Here is a 19,712-nt window from a genome sequence, read left to right on the forward strand (position 1 = left end):
ATTATAAATCTTCTAACAATAAAAGATATACATTTTTTGATGTACTACCATAAGAAAGAAAATCGTCTTTATTTTCGGCAGATGGCACAAAGTGCTTTATAGTGGTTATGTTATCAGGCAACCTGTTGGGATACCGCTTTTTAATAACTTTTAGCCCTTCGCTAATATTCTCTACCATTTGGCTGGTTGTGGCAAAAATAATCAGGTTAGAAGGTAGCTCTTTTAGCTTTTTTTCCATTATCTGATTGGAGCAAACAAGTACGGAACCATCGTGGGCAATTAAATGTTCGCAAGTGGTAAAGAACACCTCGCTCTCCTTGGGCTTATCTGTAAAGCTTATGTTGTTGGTTATAAAGCGCTCGTTTATTCTCTTATCTAAAGTTAAAAACTTTTGATCGTGCCAAGCGTTTTCCTCAACTATGTTTTTGAGTCCTTCTTCTACTTCCTCAAAATCTTCACAGTAAACAAATTTGCCACCATTTTTTTTAAAAAATATGGTAAACTTTTCATCGGCAGGAATTTTAAGGTCGGGCATGTGTTCCCCTCTAGTTTCTAAAGTTTCTTTAGGAACCTTTTTACCGCCTCCAAATAGTTTGCCAAATATACCCATACAAAGTGGTCAAAAAATACTGTTTGTTAAGCTAATGCATTTGGGTAAATGAAAAACTTAGTATTTATAAATCTTATTTTTTTATTCCGGAGATTGGTCTTCTGACGGTTTTATTTCTTCAACCTTTACTTCTTCCTCTACCTTATCAAAAGGACGCTTACCAAAGATTTTTTCCAAATCGTCTTTAAAAATAACTTCTTTCTCTAACAAACGCTCAGCCAATTCTGTTAGTTTGTCTTTGTTGTCTTCTAGTAATTTTATTGCTCTTTGGTACTGCTCTTCTATTATTTTTGATATCTCCGTATCAATTTTTTGAGCTGTCTCTTCGCTATATGGTTTAGAAAAACCATATTCATTTTGTCCTGAAGAATCATAGTATGTTATGTTTCCTAAGGTATCATTCAACCCATATATGGTAACCATGGCTCTAGCTTGTTTGGTTACTTTTTCCAAATCTGAAAGGGCACCGGTAGAAATTTTATTGAACATTACCTTTTCTGCGGCTCTACCACCCATGGTGGCGCACATCTCATCTAACATCTGCTCTGGGCGAACTATTAAACGCTCCTCTGGCAAATACCAAGCAGCGCCCAAAGACTGTCCTCTTGGTACAATGGTAACTTTAACCAGTGGAGCCGCATGTTCTGTCATCCAACTTACGGTAGCATGCCCTGCTTCGTGGTAAGCAATAGTTTTCTTCTCTTCTGGAGTAATAATTTTGTTTTTCTTCTCTAAGCCACCAACAATACGGTCTACGGCATCAAGAAAATCTTGCTTGGTTACCGCTTTACGTTCTTTACGAGCAGCGATCAAGGCAGCTTCGTTACATACATTAGCAATATCCGCACCCGAAAAACCTGGGGTTTGTTTAGCAAGGAAATCTAAATCTAGTGTCTCTGCTGTTTTAATAGGTCTTAAGTGTACTTCAAAGATTTCTTTACGCTCACGAATGTCTGGTAGGTCTACATAAATCTGTCTATCAAAACGGCCAGCACGCATTAATGCTTTATCCAACACATCTGCACGGTTGGTTGCTGCTAGCACAATAACATTGGTATTGGTGCCAAAACCATCCATTTCTGTAAGTAACTGGTTTAATGTGTTTTCGCGTTCATCATTAGAACCAGTAAAATTGTTTTTACCACGGGCTCTACCTATGGCATCAATTTCATCGATGAAAATTATTGCTGGCGATTTATCTTTGGCTTGTTTAAATAAATCTCTAACCCTAGATGCACCTACACCTACGAACATTTCTACAAAATCTGAACCGGATAAAGAGAAAAATGGCACTTTTGCTTCCCCAGCTACGGCTTTGGCCAATAGAGTTTTACCTGTTCCCGGAGGGCCCACCAAAAGGGCGCCTTTAGGTATTTTACCACCTAGTGAGGTATATTTGTCTGGGTTTCTAAGGAACTCAACAATTTCTTGTACTTCTTCTTTGGCACCTTCTAAACCGGCTACATCTTTAAAGGAAGTTCTAGTGTCTGTTTTCTCATCAAATAACTTTGCCTTAGACTTTCCAATATTAAATATTTGACCACCAGCACCACCAGCACCACCGCCAGACATTCTACGCATAAGGTATATCCAAATACCAATGATAAGAATAAACGGTATCAAGGATAAGATAATATCCCCAAATATGTTAGACTCCGTATCAAACTCAACAATAGTGTCTAGGTTATTCTCTTTTTTGATTTCGGTAATTTCATTTTGAAATATTTGCAAGTCACCGTAATCTAAGATGTACTGCGGCACCATACCTGTAGAAGGCAGTAAGGATTTTTCAGAAACTCCCTTATGTACATCTTTTTTTAATGCTTCATCCGTTAGAAAGATTTTAGCCTTTCTGGTATTGGTTATGATTACTATTTTACTAATGTCTCCATTACGTAAAAATTCTTGCATTTCTGAGGTGGTCGTTTTTTCCGTATTGGAAAAAGTTGCCGAACCAAAAAATTGAAAGCCCAAAATAAGGGCGATGATAACACCATATATCCACCAAGAACTAAAACGGGGTTTTTTGGGTGTGTTTGGATTATTGTCTTTAGCCATTTTCTTTTTTAATTATAGCTGCTCTCTACTAAAGTTACTTTGGCATCTCCCCAAAGACCTTCTATATCATAATATTCTCTTACATGTTTCTGGAAAACATGTACAACCACATTTACATAGTCCATTAAAACCCATTCGGCATTGTCAGAGCCTTCTACATGCCAAGGTTTGTCTTTTAAAGCTTTACTTACGGTTTTTTGAATGGAAGAGACTATAGCGTTAACGTGGGTATTGGATGTACCATTGCAAATAACAAAATAATCGCAGACCGTATTCTCAATATCCCTTAAATCCAATAAACTAATATCCAGTCCTTTTACTTCTTCTATCCCAGCAATAATTAAGGCAATAAGTTCATCTGCATTGGTTTTGTTTCCCTGCATCCAATAATTTTAAAATTTTTACAAAGTTATTATTTTTTTGTTTTGTCCAATTGTGTTTTTAACATAACATTGAAACATATTAGGACAACACAGTATGCAATTAATCAAACTTGATGCCACTGCTTCTACAAATCTGTATTTAAAAGAGCTCTTGGTCAACGGATTTACGGCAGATTACACCGTGGTTTGGGCTAAAAACCAAACCAAAGGGAGAGGACAAATGGGCAACCAATGGCTTGTAGAGCCTGGTAAAAACTTAACGTTTAGTGTTTTAAGGTCTGGTTTGGCCTTGGCGCCTGAGGACTTTTTTTACCTAAACGCCATTGTTTCTTTGTCTATAGTAGACGTATTGAAAAGCATGACAATTGTTCCTGTAACCGTAAAATGGCCAAACGACATTATGGCAGGGAATAAAAAAATCTGTGGGATTCTTACTGAAAATCAGTTTAAGGGACCTGTAATAGATAAATCAATTATGGGGATTGGTTTAAATGTAAACCAAACTAATTTTGGTGAAATGTCTAATGTTACCTCACTAAAAACCCTTGTTGGTACGGATTTTAACCTTGAAATAATTTTAGGAGAATTGATTAAAGCCGTAAAAAGAAGATTTCTAGAATATCCCAAAGAGAATTACTTAGCGCTTTTGAAAGTATACGAACAACAATTGTTTAGGATAAACAAGGTGTCTGCCTTTGAAGATGGGGAAGGGAAAATTAGTAATGCTATGATTCTTGGAGTTGCAAGAAGTGGAAAATTAAAACTCCTTAAAGAAGATGAATCCGAAATTCAAATAGCGTTTAAGGAGCTTAGATTACTTTATTGACCTATTTTTTCAAGATTATCTGTCAAGGTTTGCATAAAATTACTGATAGGCTTTTTAATCATCATAGCCATCATAGCGTTAAATTCTCCTTCAAAGCTTAAACCAACTTCGCTAGTATTTGCCGCAGGTTCTGCTATAACTGCTGTAAGGGTAAACGGAAGCTTATCACTTGCAGCTCCCAGTACTACTTTTGAATTAGGTGTTTTTTCTTTAAGCCTTAAAATAATTTCTGGCATTCCCTTAAGGGCAAATTTGAAGGTTTGGTCATCCAAAACCTCAAATTTATCTATATTATCTGGCATTAAAACTTTAAAATTTTTAACGTCAGAAAGAAATTCAAAAACAGTTTTATTGTCTTGATTTACGGTTTTCTTGGGTGTCTCTATATGCATTTTATTCAGTTTTCCATTCAGCTGGGTTCTCCCGCCACTGCAATAATGTTTGTAGTTGTTCTTCTTTTATATAATGTGTATCAGAAGCTTGCTCTATAAGGTGTGCGTAATCACTCAACGTATGCAGCTCTAATCCGCTTTCAGAGAAATTTTCAGCGGCGGCACTAAAGCCATATGAAAAAATGGCAACCATTCCTTTAACTTCCGCTTTTGCTTCTTTTAATGCTTTTACTGCATTTAGGCTACTTTTACCGGTACTGATTAAATCTTCTATAACTACAACCGTTTGTCCTGGGTTAAGCTGCCCTTCTATTTGGTTTTGCCTACCATGGGATTTTGGTTCTGGCCTAACATAAATAAAAGGCAGGCCCAATGCCTCTGCTACCAATATACCAACGCCAATGGCGCCAGTGGCAACCCCAGCAATAACATCTGGTTTACCGTAAAGTTTCTCTACTTGTTTAGCCAATTCTTCACGCACATAATTGCGTATTTTTGGGTAAGACAAGATTATTCTATTGTCACAATAGATAGGAGATTTCCAGCCAGAAGCCCACGTAAAAGGATTTTCTGGGCTCAATTTAATTGCATTAATTTGCAGCAACAATTCTGCCGTTTTCTTGGCACTATTTTTATCCAAAATCATAGAGCAAATGTATAAAGTTTTTGTAAATGAGAAACCTCTTTATCTAACAAATAAAAGGCCTCTAGTGCAAGAAAACGTTTATGATATTGAAGAAATCAATTTAAAAAATGTACTAGATGGGTTTTTTCAAAAAAATAGCTCTGGAGCTTTCCTTTTTGATCCCAAGGGAGACGTGTTGAATACATTTGCTAAAGATGTTCCTATTGTTTTAGCAGCGGGTGGTGTGGTCAAAAACGCCAAAAACAAGGTTTTGTTTATAAAACGAAATAAGAAATGGGATTTGCCAAAGGGTAAATTGGATAAAGGCGAAACCATTGAAGCTGCTGCAATTAGGGAGGTTGAAGAAGAAACTGGTATTAGCGGTCTTGAGTTGGGTGATTTTCTTCAGATAACCTATCACGTTTTCGTAAGAAAAGGTAAATACAAGCTCAAAGTTGTCTATTGGTATGCTATGTACTCTTCTTTTGATGGTAAACTAGTGCCACAGCAAGAAGAGGGTATTACTAAAGTTAAATGGAAAGGAGTTCAAAAAGGCAAAAAAGCACTTAAGAACACCTATGAAAATATCAAATTGTTATTTGAGGAAAACTCAATATACGAGACCCTCTAGACTATATAGGTTGTTGGTAATCCTAACTATTGGATACCTTAAATGAGCCTTCTCATAATATGTAGACCTTTTAAAGATAAAATCCAATTGTGCGTACCAATTTGAAGCAAAGATGGTATCCGTAGCCTTTTTTTGTTCAAATCCCTGTTTTAGCAAACTATCCTTTTCAAAAATCTCCAATGCCGTATCTTCAAAAACATAGGGGGAAAACCCTTCTTTTTGTTGTAAAACGGTGTCAAAGAAATTCCAATTAAAAAAGGAATCAACCGCTATGGGTTCTAGGGTTTCAACCAAATACCTAAATGCATCTTGTTTAGTGGCAATTAAAAAATCTCCTTTTTTAGCTGTTATGGTATCCACTATAGTAGATACACGGGTATTGTAATGCGGGTAATGCCCTTCGTAAGCCGTACCGTAAGTTTTGTAGTCTTCTATCCGGTAGGTCTCAACAGTTAAGGTGGTATCTTTTTTTATCTCTTTTAGCTGTACATTGTTTTGTTTTAATCTTTGCAAAACTTCCGTGTAGCTCTTTGGTAAAATATATGCATCTGGTACACTTATGGTATCTTTTGGTATGTAATTGTTCTGGTATTTAACAGAATATGTCTCTGGTTTTGAACGGTCATATTTTAATCTATTCTTACCGGTAATTGCACTTACAATTGTATCTGCTTTATAACCTTTAAACTGTAATGCACTAGTTTTTGTGGTATCTACCGTCCAATTTAAAAAGTATGTTTTCTGTTCAATTTGGCTTTTAAAGGTTTCAGCTTTTAATTTTTTAATTTTTTCGTAGTCTTTATCGGTAATAGAAATTAATTGCTCCATTAAGGCATAAGTACCTTCTACCCGTTTTTTATAGGGCTTTAGCATATGGGTTTCTACCATTAGTCCTAAAGTGTTCCAAAGGGTGGTATAACCAGTAGAGTATCTGGGATTATCTAAAAATTGGCTAAAACCGGTTTCTGGTGGTCTATTAAATACATTTACATAAGGGGTAATGTCCCAATTTTTGTGCTGCAAACTGTCTTCCAATTGGGTTTTTAGTTCCGTTTCTAAATACATGCCAAGTTCATTCCCCAATTTATTATGCTGTGTAAATAAATGTGTTAAAGTGTATTGGTAATCTGCACCATTACTTACATGATTGTCTACAAAAACATCTGGTTTTACCATGTGAAAAATACTAGCGAAAGTTGCAGCATTTTTCGTGTCCATTTTTATGAAATCCCTATTCAAATCATAATTTAAGGCATTGCCTCTAAAACCGTAGCTTAGTGGGCCGTTTTGGTTGGCTCTGGAGTGTGAGTTTCTATTATGCATTCCGCCAACATTGTAAACAGGAATGGCGGTAATAACCGTATTTTTGGGCGCTTTTAATTTCCCTATTGCTAAATCCCTAAAAAGCATCATTGTAGCGTCTATGCCATCACTTTCGCCTGGATGGATACCATTATTTATAAGAAGAATGGCCTTGTCTTCCCTTATTTTTCCAAAATTAAAATTGGCATCTGGGTTAAAGGTGACTAGATGTAAAGGTAGCCCGTAATCTGTAGTTCCAATGTTTTGTACATTGATTTCTGAGTAATCTTTTGCTAACCTTAGATAATAAGAAATTGTTTCTTCATAAGTAGCTGTTTCTAAACCGTTACTTAATTCAAACTTTGTGGAAAAGTTTAATTTTTCTTTCTCCGGGTCTTTTTTACAACTGACTAGAAATAAAGAAGATAAAAATACACCTAAAAGTACCTTAGATTTCATAGAAGCCTCATAAAATGAAGCTGTAAATGTAAGTAATAATAGTTAGGATGCCATTTCTAGTACAGCCAAATCGTTGATGTCTAGTTTATGTATTGGTTTGGTTAAATAGTCTATTTGATGCACAGATTGTTTAGCGTATGCTTGCCATTTGTTGCGATCGGCAATATCTATTGAAGAAGTAATGATTTTTATATTGATTTTTTGGGTAATGGGCAATTCCAAAAAATTTTCCAAAAACGTCCAACCGTCCATAATGGGCATGTTAATATCCAAGAATATTAAAGAAGGTAGGGGCCTACCATCCTTTATGCGGCTCTTAATGGCATCCAGAGCAACAGACCCATTACAGAAATCTGTAGGTTTAATCTCTTTAGAAATACGTTCTAATATCTTTTTTAAGCCAAATACAGTGATTAAATCGTCGTCTATAATGAAAACGGAATTATTTTTCATGTCCTATTATTATACTAAATGTTGAACCCTTGTTTACTTTGCTTTTTACCTCTAGTTTGGCACCCATTGCTTCTGCTTGGTTTCTAGCAATAAATAATCCAATACCTTTTGCTTCGGCATTGTTATGGAATGTTTTATACATGCCAAATAATTTGTCTTTATGTTGATTTAAATTTAAACCTAGACCGTTATCTTCTACATGAATAACTATTTTTCCATTTTCCCTAGTGGTATAAACTCTTATTTGTGGCGTAGTATTTGGTCGTCTGTATTTTATGGCGTTACTAATAAATTGAATTAGAATGTTTTCTAAATAAATGGGTACTGTTTTTAGGTAAAGGTTTTCGGAAACCTGATTGTTTAATCTGGCCTGGGATAAATCTAGTTGGTCTTTAAGATGGGTGGCAGCTTTGTTGGTTAAATCGTGCAGATTAACAATTTCCCTATCAAGTTTTAATTGTTGGTTAATAACCAAAACCTGATTTAAATGCTCTAAAGTCTCAGCCAGATCGGAAGCTGATTCTCCCAACATACCCAATAGATTCTTCGTTTCTATAGGGTCTTCTTCCATATTTAGGAAATTTAAGAGCATGGTTATGTTTGCTGAGTGCGAACGTATATTGTGGGAAACGATATGGGCAAAATCTATAAGCTTGTTATTTTGAACAGTAGTTACTTGTATTAGCTGTTTTAACTCTCTTTCTTTTTGAATAACATCTGATATATCTAAACTAATACCAATGATGCCCTTGATTTCTCCCTTAATATTTTCAAAGGGAATTTTTGAAGTTAAAAGAGCTAATTCTTTGCCGCTTTTTAATTTTGTAATGGTTCGCTTACCTAATATAGGAACACCGGTGCTTAGGACCCTTAAATCTTCCTCTCTAAAGGTTTTTGCAATTTCCGCATCAAAAAGTTCAAAGTCATTTTTACCTATAATCTCTTGTTTAGGTAATCCAATAAATTCCTCTTCCTGTTTATTAACAAGAATCTTTCTCGATTCGGTATCTTTTATAAAAACACTGGCTGGTAAACTATCTATTAATGTATTAAGAAGGTTTTCATTCTCTTCTATGGTTACTTTAGAATTAACCTGTTCCGTGATATCTTGTAAGGTGCCTACTAATTTTATTATTTTACCATGGCTATATATTGGGCGGCATGCTACATTTAAATGTTTTTTATTTCCTTTTGCAGATATAATCCTAAGTTTTTCGTGCCAGGTAATACCAATTTCAGAGCTATTTCTAAATAGCATCTTTACTATTTCTTTTTCTTTACTATTTCTGTAGAACTCTAGAGTATTTTTTACGGTTGGCTCAAACTCTGGCCCTACTTCAAATATTTCCTTCGCTGTTTGTGACCAACTTATGGCGTAATTATCTATATCAAATTCCCAAAAACCTACTTTAGATATTTCAGATTGCAAGTTTAATAAGTTGTCTAGCTTATCGTACTTTATATCGTTTAATGTCTTTTGGGTAACATCATCTACTTTATGTATAGTGCCAATAGTATTCTGATTTTCGTCAAACCATGGGGAAAAACTCCATTTGAAAAAGCTGTTATTAGGTCCTCTAGTAATACCTTGTTTACTTATACCGGATAAACCTTCCGCAACCACTTGTTTCCAATCATTATCCGCGTATTGTTTAAGTAAGGAACAAATAGATTGCCCATTAATATTATCAAATTGGAATCCGTGGTACCTGACCCATTCATCGGTTGCCTCTACTAATTTGCCTTGACTATTAATTAATGCCATAGACAGAGGTAAACTCTTAATGGAGTATGTGTTTATGCTACCTTTAGTGTTCAATATGTTGGGATTTGCATTCAAATACACAGGAAATTTCCTACAATTATATAAAGTTATTACTTAATAGCTTTTTAATTGTTGTGTATATGCAAAAAAACGATGTTTCTTGTTCTTCTTTGTTTTTTTTGCCCTGAAAAAGCGTTAATTATGGTTGAATAGCAGTTAGTTATAGATTACCGGTATATTTTACGGTATCTGGAACTAAACCAGAATAGTCTCCACCATTACGTATTACATCTCTAACAATAGAACTGCTAATGTAAGACTTGCCAGATGAGGTTAATAAGAATACGGTTTCAATTTCGGATAGTTTTCTATTGGTATGGGCAATTGCTTTTTCAAATTCAAAATCTGCAGGATTTCTAAGTCCTCTTAAAATAAAACTAGCATCTATTTCTTTACAAAAATCTACGGTTAAGCCTTGGTAGGTTAGTACTTTAATACGGGGTTCGTCCTTAAAGGCTTCTAAAATAAATTGTTGGCGTTCTTCTAAAGAGAACATGTATTTTTTCTGTGCATTTATACCAATAGCAATTATCAATTCATCAAAAAGTGTAATACCTCTTTGTATAATATCATAATGGCCTAAGGTAAGTGGGTCAAAAGAACCTGGAAATATTGCGCGTCTCATTTAGTTAAATTGCTGTTTGGTTAAATTTAAGGGTTTATTTATTCAATAGCGCATCTTCTATTGCGCTACCAAATAATTCTTCTAAACTAATACCTGCTACCTTTGCTTGTTGGGGTAGTATGCTTTCTTCCGTAAGACCAGGGGTAGTATTTACTTCAAGTAGATGGGGTATGTTGTTTACAAAAATAAATTCGCTCCTGGTATACCCTTTTAATTTTAAAACTTTATAGATTTTAAGTGCTAACTCACTTACCGTTTTGTGTTGTTCTTCAGTTAGTCTAGCGGGCGTAATTTCTTGTGATTTTCCCTGATACTTCGCTTCATAATCAAAAAAGTCATTGTCAGATACTATTTCTGTTATGGGCAAGACCCTAACTTCCCCTTGGTAGGTAATAACACCAACGGAAACTTCTGTTCCGTCTAAGAACGATTCAATTATTACTTCATCATCTTCTTGTAATGCATTTTCTATTGCTTGGGGTAATTCTTTTGCTTTATAAACTTTAGAGATACCATAGCTACTCCCGGCTTTGTTGGCTTTTACAAAACAAGGTAGGCCTACAACATCAAGAATTTTTGATGTATTTATCTCATCCCCTTTGTTGTACGGTAGAGAGGTTGCACAAGGTATGCCATAGGGTTTTAGGGTACTTAAAAGGTCTCTTTTATTAAATGTCAAAGCTGCTTGGTAGTAATTACAGGCCGTTTGAGGTATACCAATTAATTCTAGGTAAGCTTGTAAAAGACCATCTTCGCCTGGTGTTCCATGTATGGCATTGAATACGCAATCAAAATGTAATGGCCTATTGTTTATAGTCAAGGAAAAATCAGCCTTGTTGATTTCACTTTCATTACCAAGCTCATCTAGGTAATACCATTTATTTTTGGTTATCAATACCGGGTAAACATTGTATTTCTCTTTACTTAAGAATTTGGTAACCACTGAGCCACTCTTTTTTGAAATTTCCTTTTCACTAGAGTAACCTCCCATTACAATGGCTATGTTCTTTTTCATTCTTCACTATTAATGTAAAGCCAAAGTAAATAAAAAAACAGGGCGTTTTTCTATATTTGCCCGTAAACAATTTCCGATGAAGGATTTTTTAAGCTTTCTTAAAAGCAAGACATTTTTAATACAATTGGCCATTGCCGCCATATTGATCGTACTTTTGGTGTTCTTAACCTTGGGATGGTTAAAAAGTACTACCAATCATGGAGAGTTTGTAGAGGTTCCAGATTTTTCTAAAATGTCTGTAATGGAAATGAGAAAAACTGCAGAAGATACGGGGCTGCGTTATGAGGTATTAGATTCTACGGACTATAATCCGGAATATCCTCGGTTTTCTATATTAGAGCAAAACCCGCCCGCGGGTTCTAAGGTTAAACAAGACAGAAAAATTTACTTTACCGTAAACCCATCTGGATACAAGAAAGTTTCTGTTCCGCAAATTATACAGGTTACCAGAAGAAACGCTAGCTCCATGTTGCGTGCCGTTGGTCTGGATGTGGAACGGGTTACTTATGTAGACGAAATTGGAAAGGATATGGTTTATCGAATCAAATACAAAGGAAAAGATATAAGCCCAGGTGAAAGATTACCAAAAACCTCCAAAGTAGAATTAATTTGTGGTAACGGGACCGTACCACAAGAAGCTATAATAAAATCTGAATCTTCTCAATAATGGAGACAGAAGCATTTGGTCCGTCTCAAGAAGACGACTTATTTGAACACCATAAATTTGTTGCTTCTAAAGGGCAAGAACCGTTAAGGGTAGATAAGTTTTTAATGAACTTTATTGAAAACGCTACACGTAATAAAATTCAACAAGCCGCAAAAGATGGCCATATTTGGGTAAACGGTGCCACGGTAAAACAAAACTATAAAGTTAAGGCTGGTGATGTGGTTAAAGTTTTGTTTGAGCATCCACCCTACGAGTATTTGCTTACCCCAGAAGCTATTCCTTTAGACATTGTCTATGAAGACGACCATTTAATGGTTGTGAACAAACCGGCAGGTATGGTGGTGCACCCCGGTCATGGTAATTATTCGGGTACCTTGGTAAATGCCTTGGTGCATCATTTTGAATCTTTACCTAATAATAGTTCTGGTAGGCCTGGTTTGGTGCATCGTATAGATAAAGATACTTCAGGTTTATTGGTTATTGCCAAAACAGAAGAGGCTATGACACACCTGGCCAATCAATTTTTTGAAAAAACCTCTAAAAGAGAATATATTGCCTTGGTGTGGGGTAATATAGAAGAGGATGAAGGGACCATAGAGGGCCACCTGGCCAGAAATCCTAAAAACCGCCTGCAAATGATGGTTTTTCCTGATGGTGACCAAGGGAAAGAAGCAGTAACCCATTTTAAAGTATTGGAGAGGCTAGGTTACGTAACCTTGGTGTCTTGTAAATTAGAAACAGGAAGAACCCACCAGATACGTGTTCATATGAAATATATAGGACATACTTTATTTAATGATGAACGTTACGGTGGCGATAAAGTACTTAAGGGTACTACCTTTACCAAGTACAAGCAGTTTGTAGAAAATACCTTTAAAGTGTTGCCTAGGCAAGCATTACACGCCAAAACACTTGGTTTTGTGCATCCAGTTACGGGAAAAGAACTCAATTTTGATTCTCCAATACCAGAAGATATGGTTGCAGCTATTGAAAAATGGAGAGGTTACAGTCAACATTTAAAAGCATAAGAAAATTTAATCGTACTATTTAAAACAGCATTAGAAGTAAGTTTCTAATTGATGCTTTATCCGTTATTTTTGATTAAAAATAATTTCCAATGAAAATTGTTATTTCTCCAGCTAAATCTTTAGATTTTGAATCTAATTTGCCAACTACGCATTACAGTCAACCGCAATTTATAGCACAGGCAGAAAAAATAAATAAGACTTTGGCCAAGAAAAAGCCAAAGGCCCTAATGGAGTTGATGTCTATATCCGATAATTTGGCGCAATTAAATTGGGAACGAAACCAACAATTCAGCACTCCGTTTACTACAGAGAATGCAAGGCCCGCGGTTTTTGCTTTCAATGGAGATGTGTATCAAGGTTTAGATGCCTACAGTTTACAAGATATTCAGATAGAACAATTACAAGATAAATTAAGAATCCTTTCTGGTCTGTATGGAATATTAAAACCGTTGGATTTAATACAACCTTATCGTTTAGAAATGGGTACGCAATTAAAGGTGGGCAGGAATAAGAACCTATATGAATTTTGGAAGAAAGAAGTAACCAACCATCTAAACTCAGAACTTGAAGAAGATGAATTGTTCATTAATCTGGCAAGTAATGAATATTTTAGTGTTCTGGATAAAAAAGCTTTAAAAGTACCTGTAATTACGCCTGTTTTTAAAGATTGGAAGAACGATAAATTAAAGGTTATTAGCTTTTTTGCCAAAAAAGCGAGAGGCGCTATGGTACGCTATATTGTAGATAACAACGTAGATACCATGGAAGGATTGAAGTCTTTTGATTATGACGGTTATGAATTTAGCCAAGCCCATACTGTTAAAGCTAATGAGCCTGTCTTTATTAGATAGAATAAATGGAGCGATAAAGCGTTAGAAGATAAAAGCGTATTTGGTATGAAAAAGCTACTCTTGTTCCTCATTGTTTTATCAACAATTTCTACTTCTTGCAATGACCGTGACGATAACCTAGAATCGGTAAACATTCGTGTTGAAAATGTTTCTGCAATAAATTTTAATACGGTCACGGTGGGCGATGAGGCCCTTTTATTTGAAAACGTAGCAGCAGATAGTTACTCAGGTTATCAAGAGGCGGTTACTGGGTTTATGGAAGATATTATTACGGTAGAGGCAGATTCAACTTCTTATACCTACAAACCAGAAATGCGTACAGATTCTTTACCTATAGGTTTGTATACCTACAAATTATCCATAACAGAAGAGGGCGCTTTGGAAATGGAGTTTATTATTGATTAATTACTTAGCCCTTTCCAACCCAATTTTTTCTTCTGGGGTTGTATGCTTTTTAATTTTTCGTTTGCGTCTGGCACCATAAGATTTGTTGGCTATTTTGCCTCGCTTACTTTTTACATCACCTTTACCCATATCAATTAATTTTACTAGAAGGTACTAATTTTTAAAAATGCTAGCAAAAGCTATCTTTGTTAACTATGTTTTTGCACACCCATCCGTATCCACCTTATTTATATCCAGGAGTAGAAAAATTAATTGTTGGCACATTGCCACCTCCAAGGTTCACGATAAAACAATTAAAGGAGGGCGATGTTGATTTTTGTTATGGAAGTAGGGACGGCCAACTGTGGCCAATACTGGACCGTATTTTTAATCTAGAATTACTTTACGAAACTACAGAAGCAGCCATTGCGCAACGCAAACTTTTTTTAAAGAGTAGAAATATTGGCATCTGTGATATTGTAGATAGTGCAGAAAGAGAAAAAATAGACGCATCTGACTTAGGCATGCAACATGTTAAACTTAGAAATATCTTTGGGTATTTAGAACAATACCCTACCATACATACTTTACTGTTTACTGGCGGCAATAGTAAAAACGGACCAGAATATTTTTTTAGAAAATTAGCTAGAGCGCACTCGGTCATTTATACTGCAGTAGAAACTTCGGTGCCAAGAATTCATCAGTTTGCACATCCTAAAACCAAAAAAATAATTTCTACCATTAGTTTAACCGCACCAAGCGGGGCAGCAAATAGGGCGGTAGGTAGTTTAATGGAATACAAAAGGCTAAAATCTAAAAACCCAAATTTTAACACGCTAGATTTTAGGGTTAAGCAATACAAGCCCTTTTTCTAATTTCATTTCCTAATAAGAAGATAAGTTATGCTTTCAATTTATTAGGCAAAGCAATGGTTAGGTTTATAACCAATACTTATTTTGTTAGGTTTGTATTTCGGTCAATATAAATTGTGATAGGATTATTATCAGTAGTTTTCTAGCGCTATATTACCGAGATTTGAAATTCATCTAGAAAAAAGAGCTTAATGAACAAAATGCAACAAGTAAAACGTCTGGCAGAGTTTAAAAAGTCTGTCACCAATAGGTACAACATCTATAACAGTTTGTTCCTTAGTCTGCCCTATGCAGATATGGAAAACGTTGCCACCTTGGTTCCTTTATTATTTGAGCAGTGCGAAAAAGGTTTAAATGCTGGTAAAAAACCTGAAGAAATATTAGAGAATTTCTTTACCAGTGTAGCAGGTATAGAAGATGAGAAACAGCGTATAGATTTCATGTTTCGAATTATACAATACGTAGAACGCCAAGTGGTGTTGTATGATAGTGTAGAAGATGCCGCATTTCCAAAATTGCAAAAATATACCAACTCTCTTGGGATTAAAGATTACTTTGAATTGGTAGACCAAAATAAAAATTGGGACAAGATTTCTAAAAAGCTATCTACGTTTAGTGCAAGAATAGTACTTACGGCGCACCCAACCCAATTTTATACACCTGCGGTTCTAGATATCATTTCAGAATTAAGAAGAATGATAGAGGATAACCGCATCAATGATATTGATACCACCTTACAACAATTGGGTTTAACATCTTTGGTGAATTCAAGGAAACCAACCCCGTTAGACGAAGCAAAAAACATTATCCATATTCTAAGAAATACATATTATGATGCTATAGGAGATTTGTTCTTAGACATAAAGCGTAATATTAGGGACGAGAAATTTGATAATTACGACATAATTAAACTTGGTTTTTGGCCCGGTGGTGACCGTGATGGTAACCCTTATGTTACGGAAGACATCACCAAAAAAGTGGCAGACGAGTTACGCCTTACCCTTATGAAGTGTTATTACAATGATATAAAGGCCCTTCGTAAAAAATTAACGTTTAGAGGTTTGTCTGAGCCATTGGAGTTGTTGAGCGACAAACTATACAAAGCTATGTTCCAAACAGAGTTTTTGGTTACTTATGAAGAAATCATCGAAAGCTTGGAGCAAGTAAAAGAAATTTTGGTTGCGGATTACCATGGTCTGTATTTAGAAGATTTAAATAACATGATAGACAAAGTGCATATTTTTAAAGTGCATTTTGCAACCCTAGATATTCGCCAAGACCACAGTAAACACTATTTAACGGTTACAGAAGTGCTTAAAAAGCAAGGTGTAATTAAAGATAATTTAGAAGAATTATCCCAAGAGAACTTAATCGATTGTTTACTACATAAAGATATATCTGTTAACGCTACAGACTTTGATGAAGATATTGTAGTACAAACCTTAACCAATATTTCTAGATTAAAAGAAATACAAAGAAGAAACGGTGAGGCTGGCTGTAATCGTTATATTATAAGTAATAGTGAGGATATCTATTCGGTACTTTTTGTATTTGGATTGTTTAGGTGGTGTGGTTGGAAAACCGAGGACATTACTTTTGATATTGTACCACTATTTGAAACCATGAAAGGTATGGAGGCCGCAGAAGAAGTAATGCAAGCTCTATTTGATATACCAATGTACAAAGAACATCTAGCACGTAGAAAAGATGTACATACTATTATGTTGGGCTTCTCTGATGGTACAAAGGATGGCGGGTATTTAAAAGCCAACTGGTCTATTTTAAAAACCAAGGAAACTTTAAGTAAAGTGTGCAAGAAAAACGGTATCAAAGCTATTTTCTTTGATGGTAGAGGTGGACCGCCAGCACGTGGTGGTGGTAAAACACATCGTTTCTATGCCGCACAAACCAAGGATGTTGCCAACCATGAAATTCAATTAACCGTACAAGGACAAACCATTACCAGTACGTTTGGTACCAAAGAGCAATTTAAACACAATGCGGAACAATTACTTACCGCTGGGCTAAGCAATAACCTGTTTGGAAAAGAACACAAAATTTCTGGAGAGCAACGTAGGTTAATAGAAAAACTTTCTCAGCTTAGTTTTAATAAATATGACGCGTTAAAACAACATGAGAAGTTTATACCTTATTTGGAGCATAGAAGTACGTTAAAATATTATACCAAGGCAAATATTGGTAGTAGACCAGGAAAACGTGGTAATAAAAAGCAACTGACCTTATCTGACCTTAGGGCGATTTCCTTTGTTGGCTCTTGGAGCCAGTTAAAGCAAAATGTACCAGGCTATTTTGGTTTGGGTACGGCCATTGCACAGCTTAAAGAAGAAGGTAAGATGAACGATGTGAAAAAACTGTTCAAAGAAGTGCCTTTCTTTAGAGCTTTGATGATGAATAGTATGATGTCTCTGGCAAAAACCAACTTCAATTTAACCAGTTATATGAAGGAGGATAAGGAGTTCGGTGATTTTTGGAAGATTCTACACCAAGAGTTTGAACTGTCTAAAAAGATGCTATTGCAAATTTCTGGACATAAAATCTTAATGGAAGACGAGGCGGTTTCTAGAGAATCCGTTAAGATTCGTGAGAAAATTGTTCTGCCGTTATTGGTAATTCAGCAGAATGCGCTCTTCCATATAACCAAAGATTCTGAATTTAAAGAATTGTATGAGAAGATAGTGACGCGCAGTCTCTACGGTAATATTAATGCCAGTAGAAACTCGGCTTAAATAATAGAAAAAGCCCCTGAGAAATCAGGGGCTTTTTTATGCTTATAAAAAGAGATATTATTATCCTTTATTTTGTTGCTTTTTAACGGTATCCTCGTCAATATCAAAATCGTTGGTTTTGATGTTGGTATTCCCAGTTGGGTTGGTAGGATTGGTTTGTTCTACTTTTCTTTTAAACTTCTTCTTATCTTCAATAATTCCCATAGTTTCTTTTTTTAATTATTTACTAGTAAGATACAGATTGCTATAGGCAAACTTCGTTAATAGCCTACTAAAACTATGTTATTGGTTGTTAATGCATTACCAATAATTGCTTTAGCGCTAAGCTTAGGCAAGATTCAACGCTTTAAAGCCTATTTATTTCTGCAAGGGTGTGCTTAGTATGTTGTAAAAAGCACGAATTCCGTAGGCCAATTGTCCAATTTTTAAATTCTCATTTGGGCTATGCTGGTTGTTATCCGGATTTACCATAGGAACAATAAAAGCAGGAATCTTTAATTCGTTTATAAATGGAGAAATAGGAACAGTACCACCCATTATGCGTATTTGTACCACATCTTGCCCAAAGGTGCTTTGTAGGGTATTGGCTAGGAACACCCCGTAAGGATTGTCTAAATCTGTACGAAAAGCATCGGTAACCCCACGTTCGGTAATGGTAATCAATTTGTCAAATTGTAAACGCTCCGCATTTGTAGGTACGTGGTCTAGTACTTTAAAGCCTTGTTTGGCAATGTGTTCTTTTACTAATTTTTTTAGTCGGTTGCCATTGCTCTCTGGTACTAAGCGTAAGTCCAATTCGGCCGTAGCACTTTCTGGGACAATAGTTCTGGCGGCATCGCCTGTCCATCCAGAGCTTAGGCCACGAATGTTTAAACTAGGGAACTGTAAAGACTCTTGATAATAACTGCCAACTTTTTCCGCTGTTTTAAACTGAAGTTTTTCTTTGATTACAGCATCGTCATCCGGCACTTTTTTCAAAACCGCTTGGATGTCATCATTTATAAAAATTCCATCATAGTACCCAGGAATGGTCACTTTGCCGTCCGTATCCTTCATACTTGCTAATAAATGGGCTAACCGGAATCCAGGATTGGGAGCATAGTTTCCATAATGGCCACTATGTTGGGGTTTTATTGGTCCGTAGGTAGTTAAACTTAATGTGGTTATACCGCGGCAACCGTAAACCATAGTAGGTAATCCAGAGCCATGGCTTGGCCCATCTGAAATCACTAAAAAATCGGCAGCCAGTAGTTCTCTATATTGCTTTACCGCGTTAGGAAGGCTTTTGCTACCTTTTTCTTCTTCGCTATCTAAAATAATTTTGATGTTGTACGGAAATTCCTTGTCATCTTTTTTAAGTAAATCCAAGGCATGCAAAAACATCACTATGGGTCCTTTATCATCAGAGGTAGAACGGCCAAACAGGCGCCAATCATAATTTATATCCTCATTTAGCGCAGAAAAATCTACAGTTTCAAAACCATTCTCAACAGGTTTCTTAAGAACCGTATTGTACGGATTTGGTTGGTCCCACTTACTGGCGTCAACACCTTGGCCGTCTAAATGCATATAAAATAAGATTGTGGTTTTACCATCTTTCATTGGGGTGTTGGCAAAAAATAGCGGTAAACCTTCTGTGTCTAAGATAGCCGAATTAAATCCGCGTTTATCAAACTGTTTTTTTAACCAAAAGAGATTGTTGTCTATATCATCTGGGATTAGGGCATCATTGGGTATGGCTACAAATTCACGTAAATCTGTAATGGCAAGGGCAACCTCAGATTTTACTTTTGTAGAATCTTGGGCGGCTAATGTTGATGAAACACCAATGACAAGTAAGGCTAAAATAGTTCTGAACATGAAGAATAAATTGGTTAGTGAAAAATATCTCAAATTGTAACCTTATCCAATTTATCCTGACTTTTTCTTTACAAGAGTAAGTGCAATTCTTCTTAGGAG

At 35.7% G+C, this 19,712-nt stretch carries 21 protein-coding genes; 8 read left to right on the forward strand and 13 right to left on the reverse strand.

Annotated features, from left to right (window positions below; all coding sequences use genetic code 11):
* Position 1: 1 nt before the first annotated feature.
* From BUL40_RS14770 to rsfS, 3 genes are all read right to left on the reverse strand, one after another.
* On the reverse strand, positions 2–610 hold the full coding sequence (locus tag BUL40_RS14770; RefSeq protein WP_010519859.1) for an LUD domain-containing protein: 609 nt from the start codon (positions 608–610) through the stop codon (positions 2–4).
* Positions 611–691: 81 nt separating this feature from the next.
* Positions 692–2,668, reverse strand: a complete 1,977-nt coding sequence (ftsH, locus tag BUL40_RS14775) for an ATP-dependent zinc metalloprotease FtsH (RefSeq protein WP_080319880.1) — start codon at positions 2,666–2,668, stop codon at positions 692–694.
* 8 nt (positions 2,669–2,676) lie between these two features.
* Complete coding sequence (gene rsfS, locus BUL40_RS14780; RefSeq protein WP_080319881.1) at positions 2,677–3,051, reverse strand: ribosome silencing factor; 375 nt, start codon at positions 3,049–3,051, stop codon at positions 2,677–2,679.
* Between the two features lie 94 nt (positions 3,052–3,145).
* Here rsfS and BUL40_RS14785 point away from each other — a divergent pair, with 94 nt between their 5' ends.
* Positions 3,146–3,877, forward strand: a complete 732-nt coding sequence (locus tag BUL40_RS14785) for a biotin--[acetyl-CoA-carboxylase] ligase (protein ID WP_080319882.1) — start codon at positions 3,146–3,148, stop codon at positions 3,875–3,877.
* Here BUL40_RS14785 and BUL40_RS14790 read toward each other — a convergent pair.
* Both BUL40_RS14790 and pyrE read right to left on the reverse strand, forming a co-directional pair.
* Positions 3,871–4,269, reverse strand: coding sequence for a hypothetical protein (locus BUL40_RS14790; protein ID WP_010519855.1), 399 nt, complete (start codon positions 4,267–4,269; stop codon positions 3,871–3,873). The genes BUL40_RS14785 and BUL40_RS14790 overlap by 7 nt on opposite strands.
* A gap of 1 nt (position 4,270) precedes the next feature.
* The gene (gene pyrE / locus BUL40_RS14795) at positions 4,271–4,915 is read right to left on the reverse strand and encodes an orotate phosphoribosyltransferase (protein ID WP_080319883.1); all 645 of its coding nucleotides are present in this window, start codon (positions 4,913–4,915) and stop codon (positions 4,271–4,273) included.
* A 7-nt stretch (positions 4,916–4,922) separates the two neighbouring features.
* On the opposite strand from pyrE, the gene BUL40_RS14800 reads away from it, so the two are divergent.
* Positions 4,923–5,525, forward strand: coding sequence for an NUDIX hydrolase (locus tag BUL40_RS14800; RefSeq protein ID WP_080319884.1), 603 nt, complete (start codon positions 4,923–4,925; stop codon positions 5,523–5,525).
* On the opposite strand, the gene BUL40_RS14805 is transcribed toward BUL40_RS14800, so the two are convergent.
* The 5 genes from BUL40_RS14805 to BUL40_RS14825 form a co-directional block, all read right to left on the reverse strand.
* Positions 5,505–7,286 carry a M14 family metallopeptidase gene (locus tag BUL40_RS14805; RefSeq protein WP_080319885.1) on the reverse strand — a complete coding sequence of 594 codons (1,782 nt, stop codon included), beginning with the start codon at positions 7,284–7,286 and terminating at the stop codon, positions 5,505–5,507. The genes BUL40_RS14800 and BUL40_RS14805 overlap by 21 nt on opposite strands.
* A gap of 42 nt (positions 7,287–7,328) precedes the next feature.
* Complete coding sequence (locus BUL40_RS14810) at positions 7,329–7,739, reverse strand: response regulator (RefSeq protein WP_010519851.1); 411 nt, start codon at positions 7,737–7,739, stop codon at positions 7,329–7,331.
* Positions 7,729–9,504, reverse strand: coding sequence for a sensor histidine kinase (locus BUL40_RS14815; RefSeq protein ID WP_080319886.1), 1,776 nt, complete (start codon positions 9,502–9,504; stop codon positions 7,729–7,731). Before BUL40_RS14815 ends, BUL40_RS14810 begins: the two co-directional genes overlap by 11 nt.
* Before the next feature lie 220 nt (positions 9,505–9,724).
* Complete coding sequence (gene coaD, locus BUL40_RS14820; RefSeq protein ID WP_080319887.1) at positions 9,725–10,189, reverse strand: pantetheine-phosphate adenylyltransferase; 465 nt, start codon at positions 10,187–10,189, stop codon at positions 9,725–9,727.
* Between the two features lie 34 nt (positions 10,190–10,223).
* The gene (locus tag BUL40_RS14825; protein ID WP_080319888.1) at positions 10,224–11,204 is read right to left on the reverse strand and encodes a D-alanine--D-alanine ligase; all 981 of its coding nucleotides are present in this window, start codon (positions 11,202–11,204) and stop codon (positions 10,224–10,226) included.
* Positions 11,205–11,280: 76 nt separating this feature from the next.
* Between BUL40_RS14825 and BUL40_RS14830 the strand changes: the two genes are divergently transcribed.
* From BUL40_RS14830 to BUL40_RS14845, 4 genes are all read left to right on the forward strand, one after another.
* Positions 11,281–11,871: a PASTA domain-containing protein gene (locus tag BUL40_RS14830; protein WP_010519847.1), complete on the forward strand. Its 591-nt coding sequence runs from the start codon at positions 11,281–11,283 to the stop codon at positions 11,869–11,871.
* A complete protein-coding gene (locus tag BUL40_RS14835) occupies positions 11,871–12,899 on the forward strand; it encodes an RluA family pseudouridine synthase (protein ID WP_080319889.1) in 1,029 nt (342 codons plus the stop codon). Before BUL40_RS14830 ends, BUL40_RS14835 begins: the two co-directional genes overlap by 1 nt.
* Before the next feature lie 89 nt (positions 12,900–12,988).
* Positions 12,989–13,750 (forward strand): peroxide stress protein YaaA, encoded by a 762-nt coding sequence (gene yaaA, locus BUL40_RS14840; protein WP_080319890.1) that lies wholly within the window; start codon positions 12,989–12,991, stop codon positions 13,748–13,750.
* Positions 13,751–13,795: 45 nt separating this feature from the next.
* Positions 13,796–14,155 carry a hypothetical protein gene (locus tag BUL40_RS14845; protein WP_080319891.1) on the forward strand — a complete coding sequence of 120 codons (360 nt, stop codon included), beginning with the start codon at positions 13,796–13,798 and terminating at the stop codon, positions 14,153–14,155.
* Here the strand turns inward: BUL40_RS14845 and BUL40_RS14850 are convergent, their stop codons facing one another.
* Entirely contained in the window at positions 14,156–14,284 is a 129-nt protein-coding gene (locus BUL40_RS14850) for a 30S ribosomal protein THX (RefSeq protein WP_010519843.1), read from the reverse strand.
* Between the two features lie 65 nt (positions 14,285–14,349).
* On the opposite strand from BUL40_RS14850, the gene BUL40_RS14855 reads away from it, so the two are divergent.
* Both BUL40_RS14855 and BUL40_RS14860 read left to right on the forward strand, forming a co-directional pair.
* Positions 14,350–15,009 (forward strand): uracil-DNA glycosylase family protein, encoded by a 660-nt coding sequence (locus BUL40_RS14855; protein ID WP_080319892.1) that lies wholly within the window; start codon positions 14,350–14,352, stop codon positions 15,007–15,009.
* A 197-nt stretch (positions 15,010–15,206) separates the two neighbouring features.
* The gene (locus BUL40_RS14860) at positions 15,207–17,753 is read left to right on the forward strand and encodes a phosphoenolpyruvate carboxylase (RefSeq protein WP_080319910.1); all 2,547 of its coding nucleotides are present in this window, start codon (positions 15,207–15,209) and stop codon (positions 17,751–17,753) included.
* Between the two features lie 60 nt (positions 17,754–17,813).
* Here the strand turns inward: BUL40_RS14860 and BUL40_RS15780 are convergent, their stop codons facing one another.
* Both BUL40_RS15780 and BUL40_RS14865 read right to left on the reverse strand, forming a co-directional pair.
* Entirely contained in the window at positions 17,814–17,957 is a 144-nt protein-coding gene (locus tag BUL40_RS15780; protein WP_010519840.1) for a hypothetical protein, read from the reverse strand.
* Positions 17,958–18,110: 153 nt separating this feature from the next.
* Complete coding sequence (locus BUL40_RS14865; RefSeq protein WP_080319893.1) at positions 18,111–19,613, reverse strand: M20/M25/M40 family metallo-hydrolase; 1,503 nt, start codon at positions 19,611–19,613, stop codon at positions 18,111–18,113.
* Positions 19,614–19,712: the final 99 nt, after the last annotated feature.

Source organism: Croceivirga radicis, from assembly GCF_002072105.2.
Lineage (GTDB): Bacteria > Bacteroidota > Bacteroidia > Flavobacteriales > Flavobacteriaceae > Croceivirga > Croceivirga radicis.

Coding starts and splice junctions, on each gene's coding strand:
- BUL40_RS14770 (WP_010519859.1), bottom strand. CDS start 610: ATGGGTATATTTGGCAAACTATTTGGAGGCGGTAAAAAGGTTCCTAAA.
- ftsH (WP_080319880.1), bottom strand. CDS start 2,668: ATGGCTAAAGACAATAATCCAAACACACCCAAAAAACCCCGTTTTAGT.
- rsfS (WP_080319881.1), bottom strand. CDS start 3,051: ATGCAGGGAAACAAAACCAATGCAGATGAACTTATTGCCTTAATTATT.
- BUL40_RS14785 (WP_080319882.1), top strand. CDS start 3,146: ATGCAATTAATCAAACTTGATGCCACTGCTTCTACAAATCTGTATTTA.
- BUL40_RS14790 (WP_010519855.1), bottom strand. CDS start 4,269: ATGCATATAGAGACACCCAAGAAAACCGTAAATCAAGACAATAAAACT.
- pyrE (WP_080319883.1), bottom strand. CDS start 4,915: ATGATTTTGGATAAAAATAGTGCCAAGAAAACGGCAGAATTGTTGCTG.
- BUL40_RS14800 (WP_080319884.1), top strand. CDS start 4,923: ATGTATAAAGTTTTTGTAAATGAGAAACCTCTTTATCTAACAAATAAA.
- BUL40_RS14805 (WP_080319885.1), bottom strand. CDS start 7,286: ATGAAATCTAAGGTACTTTTAGGTGTATTTTTATCTTCTTTATTTCTA.
- BUL40_RS14810 (WP_010519851.1), bottom strand. CDS start 7,739: ATGAAAAATAATTCCGTTTTCATTATAGACGACGATTTAATCACTGTA.
- BUL40_RS14815 (WP_080319886.1), bottom strand. CDS start 9,504: ATGGCATTAATTAATAGTCAAGGCAAATTAGTAGAGGCAACCGATGAA.
- coaD (WP_080319887.1), bottom strand. CDS start 10,189: ATGAGACGCGCAATATTTCCAGGTTCTTTTGACCCACTTACCTTAGGC.
- BUL40_RS14825 (WP_080319888.1), bottom strand. CDS start 11,204: ATGAAAAAGAACATAGCCATTGTAATGGGAGGTTACTCTAGTGAAAAG.
- BUL40_RS14830 (WP_010519847.1), top strand. CDS start 11,281: ATGAAGGATTTTTTAAGCTTTCTTAAAAGCAAGACATTTTTAATACAA.
- BUL40_RS14835 (WP_080319889.1), top strand. CDS start 11,871: ATGGAGACAGAAGCATTTGGTCCGTCTCAAGAAGACGACTTATTTGAA.
- yaaA (WP_080319890.1), top strand. CDS start 12,989: ATGAAAATTGTTATTTCTCCAGCTAAATCTTTAGATTTTGAATCTAAT.
- BUL40_RS14845 (WP_080319891.1), top strand. CDS start 13,796: ATGAAAAAGCTACTCTTGTTCCTCATTGTTTTATCAACAATTTCTACT.
- BUL40_RS14850 (WP_010519843.1), bottom strand. CDS start 14,284: ATGGGTAAAGGTGATGTAAAAAGTAAGCGAGGCAAAATAGCCAACAAA.
- BUL40_RS14855 (WP_080319892.1), top strand. CDS start 14,350: ATGTTTTTGCACACCCATCCGTATCCACCTTATTTATATCCAGGAGTA.
- BUL40_RS14860 (WP_080319910.1), top strand. CDS start 15,207: ATGCAACAAGTAAAACGTCTGGCAGAGTTTAAAAAGTCTGTCACCAAT.
- BUL40_RS15780 (WP_010519840.1), bottom strand. CDS start 17,957: ATGGGAATTATTGAAGATAAGAAGAAGTTTAAAAGAAAAGTAGAACAA.
- BUL40_RS14865 (WP_080319893.1), bottom strand. CDS start 19,613: ATGTTCAGAACTATTTTAGCCTTACTTGTCATTGGTGTTTCATCAACA.